We start from the raw sequence: 13,209 nt of genomic DNA, 5'->3' as shown, positions 1-13,209 counted from the left end.
TACTTGGTATAAATTTAAAAAATTGTTGTATGAGCAAAATGAAAAGTAACGTAGCATTGCAGAAAACTAAACAAGGCTGGCAATTTATTGATGAGTCTGAATTAGAAACGTTTGTTTGGGATAATTTAGAAGAAATATTTCCACTAAAGCCCTTAGCACGCCAATTATCTATAAAAGGAGAAATTTGTGACATCCTAGCAATAGGAGAAAATAATCAATTAGCTATTATTGAACTAAAAAATACAGAAGATCGTTATGTTATCAATCAACTCACACGCTATTATGATAATTTAATATCAGAACAACCTTTTAAAGAAAATGTAGATTATAACCAAGAAATTTTACTATTAGCAATATGTCCTAGTTTTCATCGCCATAATCTAATTGATAAAAAATATAGTAGATTAAATCTTGATTTATACACATTTTCTCTTTTATGTAAAAATCAAGAATTTTATTTTACTTTAGGTTCGATTGAGAGCCAAAACGAAACCAAGGTTATAGAAATAAAATATAAAGAAGTTAATTTACAAAATCAACAAAATGATAATATTCCAGAACCTCCAAGATTATTATTAGATTGGTTGGGTGTATTAACAAATACAGAATTAGAAAATTTAACTCAAATAAGACATCAGATATTAAGTTTTGATTCCAGAATAGAAGAAACTGTAGTCAATAAAAGTATTATATATGCTAGTAAGTATGGTAAGGATAAGATAAGGCAATGCGCTGAATTTTGTTTTGATAAAAAAGCAAAAAAAATAATATTTTTTTTATGGCTAATGATTCCTAATCGCCAAAATAAAACTATTGTTAGAATGCAGATTGATACAATGGACGACTATTTAACATATTGGCGATATATTCCTTTAAAATCAGGGAGTATATCTTGGGAAAAACTAGAATATTTGAGTCTTGATCATACTTTTTACAGTTTACCAGGAAATTCGCAGAAATTTCGTTATATGACTGGTTTCAATTCAATGTTTAAAGAACTACCTCCAGATAATATCACTTATCTTAAAGGTTGGCATTTAATCTTTAAACAATCATCCAACCAACAGCTAATTGTTGATGAACTTAAAAATATTATTCATCAAGCATTACAAATATGGCTACAAAGAGTAAATTAACATCGGAGTATTTGTAGCTTACTTGTGTGTTAGGTTATACATTAAAGCTATTTGTGATCAATTTGTGATCAATTTTATTTTCTCCCCTGCCTCCTGCCTTAAACAGATTAAGGCACAATTTTCCACGCTTTAGCAACTAACTGACTCAACCAGCGTCTTTCTTGTCCATCCAAACGCGGATTATCTTATAAAACCTCCGCAGTTAAATCTTATAAAGACTGACATTGGACGCGACTCAGCTTGACTACTCCGGCAATAACCACAGCTACCAGTTCTTCATCAACTGCTTGTTGTCTGAGTCCCTACTATCTAGGACGGTTAAGTTTTTCCCCATAGCGTCAAAATTTAACCTCAAGGTTTTCAGCCTTTTTTATTATAAATTTAGATAAGTTCCACATAAGTTCCAAAATGAATCATAAATTTAACAAACTATTAAAATTTCTTCATTAAATCTTCAAACAATTGATAGGGCGAAGTTTAACGTACTTAATGTACTTATTGCCTGAGTCAAATCTTTGTGAGTGAGTAGATAGACAGGAGATATCAGCAGAACATGAAAGAAATTCTTTACTTGGAAGTTCCTACTACCGATAGTGGTGCTGTCCGTGACTGGCTACAAACAGACTTTGTGCCGGGAGATGGAGAAAAATTACTGACCCCAGATGGTCTGCGTCTACAAAACCCGGTTGCATCTGTCAAAGGACCTTTAGCAACCGAACTTTCTATATTTGTGTGGTCTGTACAGCGCACCACTTACCTCAAAGTGTTTCGTTGGGGAGACAAACCCTTCACTAACGAAGGTTCAATATTGCAACGTCTGACTACAGGTATTAGAAGCAGTTTTCCCCATCAATACCCCGAACCACCAAAGATTGACCCTCAAAAGTCGATTTTCGCAGAGCTAGAACCCTATTATCCCCTAACTGTCAAGTATTTCCAGAAAATGCCTCATGGGGAATATGATCTTAAACGTGCTTACTGGTGGGAGCAACGTTGGCGAGAAGGTGTCAAAAATCCTCAGCAACCCCGTCAGGTGGTGTTTTATGCAGAAAATCAGCAACAAACAGCAGAAAACACTTATGACCTCATTTATATTGGTGGCGCTTTGGGTGTGATTCATGCCGCAGTCATGGCAAAATTAGGCTATAAAGTTCTATTGGTGGAAAGATTACCCTTTGGACGCATGAACCGAGAATGGAATATTTCTCGTGATGAAATTCAAACTTTGGTCAATCTAGGTTTGTTAACAAATGCAGAATTAGAAACCATTATTGCCAGGGAGTATAAAGACGGATTTAATAAATTTTTTGACGCTAATAACCCGCATCACTTAAAATCACCTGTTTTATACACGCCAACTGTTTTAAATATCGCTTTAGATTCAGATAAATTATTGCAATTATGCGGCGAAAAACTTAAAGCCGCTGGTGGTGATATTTGGGATCAAACAGAATTTATCCGGGCAGATATCAGAAAATCACAAGTTACCGTTACTGTCAAGAGTGTAAATACTGGAATTGATCAGCAAGTCAATGGTAGATTATTAGTAGATGCAATGGGTACAGCTTCCCCTATTGCTTGGCAATTAAACGGGGGTAGAGCCTTTGATAGTGTATGTCCCACCGTGGGAGCAGTGATTGAAAAAGGTTTTGCCCCTGGTGTCTGGGATTCTCAGTATGGTGATGTTCTTTACAGTCACGGAGATATTTCTAGAGGCAGACAATTAATTTGGGAATTATTTCCTGCTGCGGGGGAAGAACTGACAATTTATTTATTTCATTATCATGAAGTGAATAGAAAAAATCCTGGTTCGTTGTTAGAGATGTATGAGGACTTTTTCACGATTTTGCCAGAATATCGCCGTTGTGACATGGATCAGCTAGTGTGGAAAAAACCGACATTTGGCTATATTCCAGGGCATTTTAGTGTTAGTGATAGCGATCGCACCATAGCCTTTGATAGATTAATTGCCATTGGTGATGCTGCTTCCCTGCAATCTCCCCTAGTATTTACTGGTTTTGGTTCTCTCGTTCGTAACCTAGAACGTTTAACCACTCTCTTAAACACTGCCCTCAAACACGACTTATTAAGTTTCCGTCACCTCAATAAAATTCGTGCTTACCAAAGTAACGTTTCCGTCACGTGGCTATTTTCCAAAGGAATGATGGTTCCCACAGGGAAATTTATTCCACCTCAACGGGTTAATGCCATGCTCAATACCTTTTTTGGCTTGTTAGCAGACGAACCCCCAGAAGTAGCAGATAATTTCATTAAAGATCGCTGCGACTGGTTTACATTTAACCGTTTAGCTTTAAAAGCCGCTACCAAAAATCCCGCCTTATTAATATGGATTTGGGAACTAGCAGGGTTTAGAGACTTAGTTCGGTGGTTAAGTAATTACCTCAACTTTGGTGTTTATTCATTCACCAGTGCTTTACTAAGTACATGGTTTCCCAAATTCCTGAAGTGGAGTCAAGGCTGGCTAGAAAACCGCTTTCCAGGATTGTGGTTAAACTTATTAGTGACCAACTACGCCATTTCTACAGGTAAACCACGACTACGGGATCAAGTAGTTACCGTTAAGTCAAAAGCAGTAACCCAAACAAGTCATTAATTAAGTAGTCATTAGTCCTTGGATTCTTGACCTTTCGACTTGGGGCGGAAATTTGGTAGTTCCACCGATGCTAAAGATTTCCGTCCCTTGGGTGGACGTTGGGGATAAATCAAAGGTGAAGGAGATTTTTGATCAAGGTGATATTCACCTAATGGTTCTGGGGTGAAATGAGCTTTTGGCAATTCTGACCAATAATCATTATTTTCGGGAATATTTGCCATATTTTGCTCTTTTTCTGAATAGGAGGCATTTATTGGTGATTCATTGCTGGATGAAAGTGTAAACGCTGGGAAATGACTTTCCGTTCCTAACGGTTGTTCTATGATTGTTTCCAGTGGCTCATTTTTCTCCAGATTTGATGCTAAGGTTTCCCAGATTAGCCCATCATCTGGATGACTTTCTGTATCATTAACGGTTGGTGAAGTTGAGGGTGCAGACTGAGAAGCAAAAAACATTTCGATCAGACTTTCCAACTGGCGATCTAAATTTGATCCTCCAGGAGAAGAAACATCTGCAACTTCAGCAGTAGATTCACTATCCTCTAATTGGGGACTTCGCTGTATTGGGATTTCTATATCATCCACAGCTGAAGGTTTTTCAGCAGGTTCAGAAATGGACGTAGAGTAATTTTGTTGATCTTGTTGATCAGCGCATGGAGTTGAAGGTTCTAGCCAGGAATTATCTAAATGTTGACGTAGAGTGCTACAAGTATCATGGGTAGCATCGGTTTCCGCAGACCAAGGTTTAATAGGTTGTGCATTGGGAAACAAAGACCTGGCTTTTCTAGAAAATCTGCTATGTCCACCAGTGAGATCATGGGGATGATAGGCAGTATCCTCTAGGGTGTCATAGTTGGTGTCATAGTGGGTGTCATAGTTGGGGACAGGGGTATCCAGACATTTTTCCAGTGCTGCTTTAAATTGCAAAGTCTGACGTTGTTGGCGTATTAGCCTAGTACGTAATTCCCGACAAGTATTTTCTGAGTGTAATAGCTGTTGAGATTGTTCACTGTAGTTAGTTTGCAGCAGTGTACATTCCCTTTCCAGTTGGGCTATTCTTTGCTGACTCAGTTGTAACTGTGCCTTATGGGTTTCAATGAACAGTTCCTGACTTTGAACAGTTTGGACAGCCGTTTCTAATTGCTGGAAAAGAGACTGAATTTGCTCTTGAGCCGTTGCTAGTTCCTGAGTTTGTTGATTCAACATTGAGTCAGTGACACTAGAGCGTTTTTTTTGCCACTGCAAAATCTTTTCTGCCTCAGCTAATTCTTGTTTTAGCTGCTTTACTTGAGCATACAAATCACCGTTAGCTGTTTGTAACTCTTCATTCAGGGTTAACAACTTCTGAAATTCTGAATCTACCAGGGCTTGTTTTTCACTGTCAGGCTCTGCAATCCAATCTTTTTGGGTATTATGATCTTGTAAATTGTCTGTAACTGTAGATTCAGACTGCTGTATATTTAGCCCGTCGTCAACATCATCTGCTGGGTTCAGGAGTGGTAAATTAGTCACGGCTGTATTTTCATCATGCAGAACTGAGTAAAAGGGACAACTCGCCTGCTCTGATTTCGGCGAATTTGCAAAATTTCGGGGTTCAATCACAGTGCCATTGTTTGAGGTGTCACCTATATTCATCACTCTTGACCCACCTGCTTAAAAATATTCAGCAACGCTCATAGCAGCATTGCTGATCAAATATGTTTGATTCCGAGGTAATCAGGATTGCCTCTAGAAGCCAAGTTTAACTGCTATGTAAATCTTAGACAAGTCTAGATTGCTATGGTGTACTATTTTGGCTTCCCAGGGGTAGAGGGTGTGAACCTACTTGACGTTTCTTAAAAGTTATACCAAGTTGCTAAAAAATATTATTGAAACAAGAATCCCCGTCCTTTTAAGGCGGGGAGCGTCAACAAGCCGTCCCTATGCACTCAGCTACTGTAATTTGGTAGAGATTATCAGAGTTTAAAGTATTTTATTTGACAATTTTGATTAAGCACTGGGGACTGGTGACTGGTGACTGGGGAAGAAAATTTTAGATTTTAGATTTTAGATTTTAGAGGATGTTTGAAAAGTTTTTAATGTATAAATAAACCCCTCTCCAAACCTCTCCCCGCATCGGGGAGAGGCTTTGAAACCCCCATTCCCTTGTAGGGAAGGGGGGAAGGGGGGTTAGGTTTCTAGAGATTATCGGTTTCATCTAATACTTTTCAAACAACCTCTTAGATTGGAATTGACAAAAACAATCCAAAATCCAAAATCCAAAATCCTTTCATTGAATTACCAATTACCAATCACCAATCACCAATTTACGGTAGCCAGAGGGGATGAAAACCAACTAAGGGCAGTTGTTCTGGCTTAATTTCGGGGTTTCCTTGGTCAGTGATAGGTAAAAGAGGCATTAACCACAGACTGCTCGTAGCGATCGGCTCTCCATCGTCTGTTTTTAAGGTATTGACTGGTAGGGTGGTGGCCGTATCTCCTACTGGAACTATCTGGTCAAGCAAAATAGCCAACCCATCGGGTGCTAAACTCATTTGCACATTTCTTTGGGCGGGGGGTAGCATCAACAGTGGTTTTTGTTCTTGGGTTTTGAGGTTAATCGCCACTAAATAAGGTTGTTCTATGTATTGTTCCTGTGATACTAGCTGTGTTAACAAACAGTAAAGGGTGGGTGAGGCAGGATCAAAATTGCAACCGAGAATTGAACCTGTGGTTTTTAATAGTTGTTTCTGCACACCTTGGTTAGTGACTAAGAATAAATCCCGCGTGTAATCAGTATTAAATTTGACCATTGCTGCTTGGGAACCATCTTTAGAGAAAGCTTGAACCAAGCCAAATTGCGGTAGAAAATCTAGGGGTTTAGTTGTATCTCCTTCCAGGGATAAAATTGCTGTTCCTTGTCCTTGGGCAACTGCTACGGCTTTGCTATCTGGTGTAATCAGGAAGTCTCCTCCGGGTTGGCTTTCTAAGCGTTGTGGGGTGGGTTTTTCTCCTGAACTGTCCCTGGATGTTGACAACTGCCACAGTCCAAAGTCTCCGGGATTATCTCTTTTTCCCCTTTGGACTACTATTGTTTGTCCATCAGGAGATAGGTCAAATTTGAGGTTTTGATAGTCTTTATTATCTAAAATCAGGTCAAGTTTGCCTGGTGGTTCTGGTTGTTCACCTGGTTCACTAGTAATGCCTGTAGTGACTGTATAAATTTGGGCTGATAGCAAGTCTGGATTTTTAGAGGAGCGAGCCGAGAAAAGTATTTTATCTCCGTTGGGAAATGGCTCAAAGTCCATAACAATTAGGTCTTTGGGGGTGAGTACCTTTTTTTGTTCTTGGGTGAGGTTATACAGTACCAATTTTCCCTGTTCTTCTTGATTAGCTCCTATGTAAATTAAGGCTCGATTCCGAGTAGAAAAGCTACCTGTAAAGGCTTGCATGAGCCTGTTTTTGCCTTGTGTTTGGGAAAATTTATCTCTAGCTCCTTCTAGGGAAACTTTATAGTTAGTCCCGTAAGGTGCTGGAGTGACGAGTGTGTAAACCATTCGTCGTCCTGCCCAACTGATTTTACCTGCCAGTGGGGGATCGATTTTTAAATTATCCTCGACGCTTTTGGTGTCCATTGGACGACTAAAGGTGAGGGTGAAAGCTGTGTCTTCAGCGCCGATTTTTTGATTCTGCCAAGTAAAATTGCGAACGACTGGTCTAACTGCATCACCTTGCCAGATCACAAATCCAATCAGCAGACTTAATAACAGCATGAGGGCGATCGCAACTCGATCTAGTGCTTGGATAGATTTATAGGATTTTGTCATTGGTAATTGGTGATTGGTGATTGGTGATTGGTAATTGGTAATTGGTGATTGGTAATTGGTAATTGGTAATTGGTGATTGGTGATTGGTAATTGGTAATTGGTGATGCAATGAAAGGATTTTGGATTTTGGATTTTGGATTATTTTTGTCATCTCCAATCTAAAATCTAAAATCTAAAATCTAAAATCTAAAATTTTCTTTCCCAATCACCAATCACCAATCACCTATTCCCTAATAACTATATGGATTTTTGGGTTGAGGTATTTCTTTGAGGGAAGTAGCTTTAATGGTTAATCGGCGTTTATTGGCTATGTTTTCTGTGATCATCTGTCCTTCAATTTCTAGCCAAGTATCTGGTGGGTATTTATCGCGGTTTTCTGGAAGTTGAACTGGTAATCCTGCGGGATAGGCATCGGCTGCACAACAAGTAATCACAAATCTGGCTAATATCAAATGATTTTGATCTAATTCTGGGGGATGAATCACAAATCCCTGGACTTTGACTTTTTGCCCTGTATAAGCGTCGGGTTCTGGATAAACGTTAAGTGTGCGTACCCAGTCTATCAGGGTTCGCTCTTCTGGACGGATGGAGGCACGAAAGGCTTGGGGTTGGGCGCGTGTTGCTCCCAATAGTTCAGTTATACCGCGCTCTAGTGCTGTTTGAGAGCTAAATACTTGGGGGGTAATGATAAATCCTAAAACTGCTGTGGTTAAGAGCAACCCACTACTCCAACCAGGGGGAAATAGATTTATATGCTGCTGATTATTGGGTACTTCATACCTTCGGCGTTGTTTCCAAAGTTGTAAACCCTTAAAAAAACCAATGATTAGTAAACCAATAGCACCCAAAATGACTAACCAAAAAAAATCTGGGTGAATCAATAAATTCAGTTCGCCTGTGAACCAGTATTTCAGCATTAAAATTCCCCAAGCTGTAATCGCTAACACATCTAGCCAAGGGAGTAACTGATTTTGGATTTTGGATTTTGGATTTTGGATTGTAGTCATTATTTATTGAGTCATTATGTTAGTTGTAATTTGTCATAGATAACGGAGAATTTACAAAAATTACATGACTGGCTTACATGACGTGCAAATTCAAAATTAAGGTAAATAAAAGTGTTAATTGTCCGGATAAAGCAAATAGATAAAATAGAGCTTTAGGTTTGAAAATTGATAACATCAATCCGACACCTTTGATATCAATCATCGGACCAAATACTAAAAATGCTAACAATGAACCAGTGGTGAAAGTTGAGGCGAAAGATAGGGCGAAGAAAGAATCGACAGTGGAACAAATTGATACTACTGCTGCTAGTACCAACATGGCAAGAATTGAGGTAATTGGACCTGCACCTAAACTGAGGATGAGTTCACGGGGGGCTAATACTTGAATTGCGGCTGCTATTGCACTTCCTACTACCATCACTCCGCCTAATTCCCGTAATTCTTGCACTATATTATCCAATACTAGACGGAGTTTATCTGCAACAGGTTTATTTGGGGTAGAAGTTGTGATATTTGCCTGGTTTAAATTTCCACCCAGCTTTGTGGATATACCTGCTTTACCACCGAGAATATAAGTTCCTGATTGTAACAGGGGACTAACCGATGGTTCTTCTTGTAACTGATAACGTTTTCCCTTGCGTTTAGGTTCGGCTTGAATGGGAGGATTAAATTTTAGATAACGTGCGATCGCCGGTTGCAAGAAAGGACTTAAATCTTTTTGGAAGCTGAAAACAAAACCGATAATTGTAGCGATCGCTAAGGACAATACGACTCTTAACACTACTATTTCTGGTTGATCTCTAAATGCTGTCCAAGTTGCCCAAATCACAATTGGGTTAATTGTTGGTGCTGCTAGTAAAAAGCCAATGGCTACTGGTGTGGGTACTCCTTGCATTAATAATCGCCGTGCCACTGGCACGTTACCGCACTCACACACTGGAAACAAAAAGCCGATCATACTGCCAAATAAAGCCCCCAGCAGGGGATTTTTGGGCATTATGTTTACCAATTTGCGCTCGTCAATAAAAAATAACAGCAAACTGGAGAATAACACCCCTAGCAGCAAAAAAGGCATGGCCTCAACTAGCAGACTCAGAAATAGGGTGAAACCATTGTTCAGTTGATTGATCATCATGTCGCAGTCAACAGTGGTTGGGAATTTTGGAGTTATGCCTAGTCATTTTATCTAAATCAGGAAGAAACGGGGATCAATCGGGGATCAAATGCAACGTTGTCAGCATTTAGCCGTCTGTCTTTAGCAGTCAGCTTTTTAAACGATAACCTAACTTTACATTTTACACTGCTACCTCAGCTCACCATAAAACGAGTGAATTTAATTTTGTTTGATTACTTATTAGGGGGATATTCAAGTAAATTTTGACCACGTTGGTAAATTTCCTTTGCATAATCTGTCCACGCTCCTTGTCCCCAATAACGAAAACAGCTTGTTTGTAACAAGAGGTTATGTAATAAAACTTGGCGGTAGTGGGTTTCTCTAGTTACAGGTTTATCTGAGGGATTTAACAGCAAGTCATCAAATTTTTCATGAAATAAATTACTTAATTCATACATGGGAGATAACACATTTTCGTATCCTTGCACCCAACTAATATGATTTGTCCATGATGCGCCGTCAACATGGAAATTAGGGTTAGTTTTCTTGATTTCTTGAATTGCATTTTCCACAGCATCTGGTTGATAATTATCTGTAGCTATTCGCTGCCAAATTTGATGTTGTCCGATGGGTTGACATTGGGGAAAATCTTCTGGTTGACAACCAGCAACTTCTAGTAATTCTAAATATTCTGTACCACAAACACCGACAACGCCACTTTTACCTCCCCCATTTTCTAACATATCCCACCAAGCTTGTTTAAAACCGCCAGGAAATTCATTCATCATTACACCACCGTTTTCACCATCACCGATTTGAGTAACTATTGGTGGTATTAAAACATCTCCTAATTGTTGTTTATTTAAAGTTTTCGCTTCATAATATGGCTGCATTTGGGCAACTAATTTAGTATCTGATCCTTGGGTTTTAATTAAGGCGGTAATACTGATTGTTTCTCCTTGGGAATTTCGCGCCATTAAACGATGTGGTAAATGTTTATAATTTAGAGGTTTACCGTCAATTGTTTCTACAGTATGTTCTTGTAATAATAACCAACGATAACCACATTCTTTGAGGACTTTGATAAATGCAAATAGGGTATCTGGATGGTTGGGAAGGTGCATTTCTGGGGGTGAAAATCCTTTAATTCTTGCTAGTGCTTCCCATCCAAAAATTGCTGCAAAATGATGTTGCCAAGCAATAATGTGTAGTTTAATATCAGCTATGGGTGTGGAAGGAATGACTGCATGACTCCACATTGTTCCCAACCATTCTACATAAGGTTGATAGGTGGAATCACAGGTTATGCGTTTGAGATTTTCTAAAATATCATTTCTTCCCATTTGTTGCAGTCCCCATAATAGATTACCAGAATAATCCAACATGACACGGGGATTACAACCTTGATGGACTAATTCAGGAATAAATTCTCCCATGCGACTATAACAATAAGCAAATGGTCTTGCGTTGTGGTTGTCTCCTTCGTTTTGGTGTTCAAACATATATTGCAGGTTGCTGATCAGTGAACCATTATGTCCCGCTGGTATAGTGGGTTGGTGCATATGGAGAGCGATCGCAAATACTGCTTTTACATCTGCTAATTTAATATTTGTTGTTGGTAAAAATACAGGTTGATTATGGTTTACTACAGATAGAACTTCTTTTTCCCAACCTGATATATTTGGTAAATCATCAATTATTTCGGGTAAATTGGGCAGATTAGATGGTAATTTTAACATTTTCGTTTTTTCCAAAATCAGGTATAACTGTCAATTTTGCCCTGATATTTAGCAATGAATACCCCAAGTCACGCAATTCTCAATTTAGTAATTTTTAATCAACAATTACGAACTCAGGCAAGTCCGGCTATTATCATCGGTGCAATCCTTCCTGATATTCCCATATTTGTGTTTTATTTTTTGATGAAGTTTGTTTACCGTTTACCAGAACGGCAGATTTGGTCTGAGGTTTATTATCAGCCTTTTTGGCAGTTTATTGTGAGTACGTTTCATTCGATCCCTTTAGCGTTGTTAGGGGTTTTAATTGCCCATTTTGGAAATTGGCAAATAATTGAGGTTGGTTTTATTAGTATGGTCTTGCACTCTTTGTTAGATTTGCCTGTTCATAATAATGATGCACATCGTCATTTTTTTCCCTTCAGTAATTATCGTTTTATCAGTCCGGTTTCTTATTGGGATGTTAAGCATTATGGGCGCATTGCTGCTTTTGTAGAAATTTTGTTGGTCTTGGGGGCAACAATTTATTTATTTCCTGGTATTGCAAATTATTTGGGTGGGGTTTTGTTGGTTGCTGTGAATGTATTTTATTGGTTTGGTTATTTTCGGTTTTACGTGAAAAGGAAAAGTAATTAAGATCCCCCTAACCCCCCTTAAAAAAGGGGGGCTTTTCTGTCTCTGAAGCTCTCTTTACTTTGTGTGCTTTGTGTCCTTTGTGGTTCGTTGTTTCATAATTGAAATAAACCGCAAAGTTCGCAAAGTTCGCAAAGTAGGAATTGTTCAAGTAGTTAAAAATTAAGTGCTTTTATTTCAGAGAGTTGGTATGAAGGGGTAATGAAATTACTTGCGGGCTGAACCAAAAGCTAGACGATTTCTAGAAAACAGTGAGTTGTTAAAGTTTTGGATTTTGGTGATGAAATTCTTGATGATGTTGGTTTGAGGTTGTTTGTTTGGTGCTGCTAGTTGTAATACTATTTCTAGTAACCAAGGGGCTAGGTTTTGACACCAAACTGCTAAATGAGATTGCCATCCAACTAATATTTCTGATCTGTCTTTTTGCAGTCCGATGATCAGGGTTTGGGCTACTTGTTGGGGTGTCATGGGGGTGACTCCGCGAAATAGTTTTAAGTCGCGCACCATGTCTGTGTCTGTGAGGGTGGGAAGTAAGGCCACAACGCGGATGTTATGTTCTGCTAGTTCCCTTCTCAAAGCTTGGGTAAATCCTAAAATGGCAAATTTAGTTGCGGAATAGGTGGCCATTGTTGGCGCTGCTACTTTCCCCATGAGACTGGAAACGTTAACAATTGTTCCCTCTTTTTGGCTGGCCATGCGTCGCGCTATTAAGTTTGTGAGGGTGTACATTCCCAATAAGTTGACGGAAAGTTCTTCTTGCACTTGGGGAAGTTTGGTTTGCAGAAATGAGTTTTGGTATGCGATCCCGGCACAGTTGACTAACAGGTGTATGGGTCCGTGATTTTTCCAAATTTGGGCGATCGCAATATTGACGCTGACTGCTTGGGTTAAGTCTAAAGGAATGATTGTGGTTTGAGTTCCTAATTTTTCGATTTCTTGGGCAACTTTGGCTAATTTTTGGAGATCGCGTGCTACCAAGATTAACCGCTTTACTCCTTGCTGGGCTAATTCTAATGCGATCGCTCTTCCAATGCCACGAGAGGCCCCCGTAATTAGAGCAACTTTACCTTGAATATTCATCGGTTTTCACCTCCAAATTTTCCGCCTTCCCTTTCTTTTCCTATCTCTGGGTAAGACGATGAATGGTAATTCTATTCACACGAG

9 protein-coding genes and 1 pseudogene are annotated in these 13,209 nt (G+C 39.0%); 3 read left to right on the top strand and 7 right to left on the bottom strand.

Annotation, left to right across the window (positions count from 1 at the left end; all coding sequences use genetic code 11):
- Positions 1–29 precede the first annotated feature (29 nt).
- Positions 30–1,136 (top strand): endonuclease NucS domain-containing protein, encoded by a 1,107-nt coding sequence (locus IQ237_RS20445; RefSeq protein WP_228020535.1) that lies wholly within the window; start codon positions 30–32, stop codon positions 1,134–1,136.
- A gap of 107 nt (positions 1,137–1,243) precedes the next feature.
- Here IQ237_RS20445 and IQ237_RS26405 read toward each other — a convergent pair.
- Positions 1,244–1,435, bottom strand: a pseudogene (locus IQ237_RS26405) (hypothetical protein); the annotation flags it as partial.
- A 254-nt stretch (positions 1,436–1,689) separates the two neighbouring features.
- Here IQ237_RS26405 and IQ237_RS20440 point away from each other — a divergent pair.
- Positions 1,690–3,750 (top strand): NAD(P)/FAD-dependent oxidoreductase, encoded by a 2,061-nt coding sequence (locus IQ237_RS20440; RefSeq protein WP_194058516.1) that lies wholly within the window; start codon positions 1,690–1,692, stop codon positions 3,748–3,750.
- Positions 3,751–3,761: 11 nt separating this feature from the next.
- Here IQ237_RS20440 and IQ237_RS20435 read toward each other — a convergent pair whose 3' ends face one another.
- The 5 genes from IQ237_RS20435 to IQ237_RS20415 all read right to left on the bottom strand — a co-directional run bounded on the left by IQ237_RS20435 (position 3,762) and on the right by IQ237_RS20415 (position 11,415).
- The gene (locus tag IQ237_RS20435; protein WP_194058514.1) at positions 3,762–5,384 is read right to left on the bottom strand and encodes a hypothetical protein; all 1,623 of its coding nucleotides are present in this window, start codon (positions 5,382–5,384) and stop codon (positions 3,762–3,764) included.
- A gap of 671 nt (positions 5,385–6,055) precedes the next feature.
- Positions 6,056–7,555 (bottom strand): Ig-like domain-containing protein, encoded by a 1,500-nt coding sequence (locus IQ237_RS20430; protein ID WP_194058560.1) that lies wholly within the window; start codon positions 7,553–7,555, stop codon positions 6,056–6,058.
- 230 nt (positions 7,556–7,785) lie between these two features.
- Positions 7,786–8,562, bottom strand: coding sequence for a TIGR03943 family putative permease subunit (locus IQ237_RS20425; RefSeq protein WP_194058512.1), 777 nt, complete (start codon positions 8,560–8,562; stop codon positions 7,786–7,788).
- Positions 8,563–8,635: 73 nt separating this feature from the next.
- Positions 8,636–9,694, bottom strand: a complete 1,059-nt coding sequence (locus tag IQ237_RS20420) for a permease (RefSeq protein WP_194058510.1) — start codon at positions 9,692–9,694, stop codon at positions 8,636–8,638.
- Positions 9,695–9,909: 215 nt separating this feature from the next.
- On the bottom strand, positions 9,910–11,415 hold the full coding sequence (locus tag IQ237_RS20415; RefSeq protein ID WP_194058508.1) for a glycosyl hydrolase family 57: 1,506 nt from the start codon (positions 11,413–11,415) through the stop codon (positions 9,910–9,912).
- Between the two features lie 54 nt (positions 11,416–11,469).
- Here IQ237_RS20415 and IQ237_RS20410 point away from each other — a divergent pair, with 54 nt between their 5' ends.
- Entirely contained in the window at positions 11,470–12,048 is a 579-nt protein-coding gene (locus IQ237_RS20410) for a hypothetical protein (RefSeq protein ID WP_194058506.1), read from the top strand.
- Between the two features lie 204 nt (positions 12,049–12,252).
- On the opposite strand, the gene IQ237_RS20405 is transcribed toward IQ237_RS20410, so the two are convergent.
- Positions 12,253–13,125, bottom strand: a complete 873-nt coding sequence (locus IQ237_RS20405) for an SDR family oxidoreductase (protein WP_194058504.1) — start codon at positions 13,123–13,125, stop codon at positions 12,253–12,255.
- Positions 13,126–13,209: the final 84 nt, after the last annotated feature.

Origin of the sequence: Sphaerospermopsis sp. LEGE 08334 (genome assembly GCF_015207205.1) — a bacterium.
Classification (GTDB): Bacteria; Cyanobacteriota; Cyanobacteriia; order Cyanobacteriales; family Nostocaceae; genus Sphaerospermopsis.
Note: the sequence above shows the minus strand (reverse complement) of the source record. Positions and strands in the feature narration are given on the sequence as shown.

Excerpts from the sequence above, each read along its gene's own strand:
- IQ237_RS20420 (WP_194058510.1), bottom strand. The coding sequence starts at position 9,694 with ATGATCAATCAACTGAACAATGGTTTCACCCTATTTCTGAGTCTGCTA.
- IQ237_RS20440 (WP_194058516.1), top strand. The coding sequence starts at position 1,690 with ATGAAAGAAATTCTTTACTTGGAAGTTCCTACTACCGATAGTGGTGCT.
- IQ237_RS20410 (WP_194058506.1), top strand. The coding sequence starts at position 11,470 with ATGAATACCCCAAGTCACGCAATTCTCAATTTAGTAATTTTTAATCAA.
- IQ237_RS20430 (WP_194058560.1), bottom strand. The coding sequence starts at position 7,555 with ATGACAAAATCCTATAAATCTATCCAAGCACTAGATCGAGTTGCGATC.
- IQ237_RS20435 (WP_194058514.1), bottom strand. The coding sequence starts at position 5,384 with ATGAATATAGGTGACACCTCAAACAATGGCACTGTGATTGAACCCCGA.
- IQ237_RS20425 (WP_194058512.1), bottom strand. The coding sequence starts at position 8,562 with ATGACTACAATCCAAAATCCAAAATCCAAAATCCAAAATCAGTTACTC.
- IQ237_RS20405 (WP_194058504.1), bottom strand. The coding sequence starts at position 13,125 with ATGAATATTCAAGGTAAAGTTGCTCTAATTACGGGGGCCTCTCGTGGC.
- IQ237_RS20445 (WP_228020535.1), top strand. The coding sequence starts at position 30 with ATGAGCAAAATGAAAAGTAACGTAGCATTGCAGAAAACTAAACAAGGC.
- IQ237_RS20415 (WP_194058508.1), bottom strand. The coding sequence starts at position 11,415 with ATGTTAAAATTACCATCTAATCTGCCCAATTTACCCGAAATAATTGAT.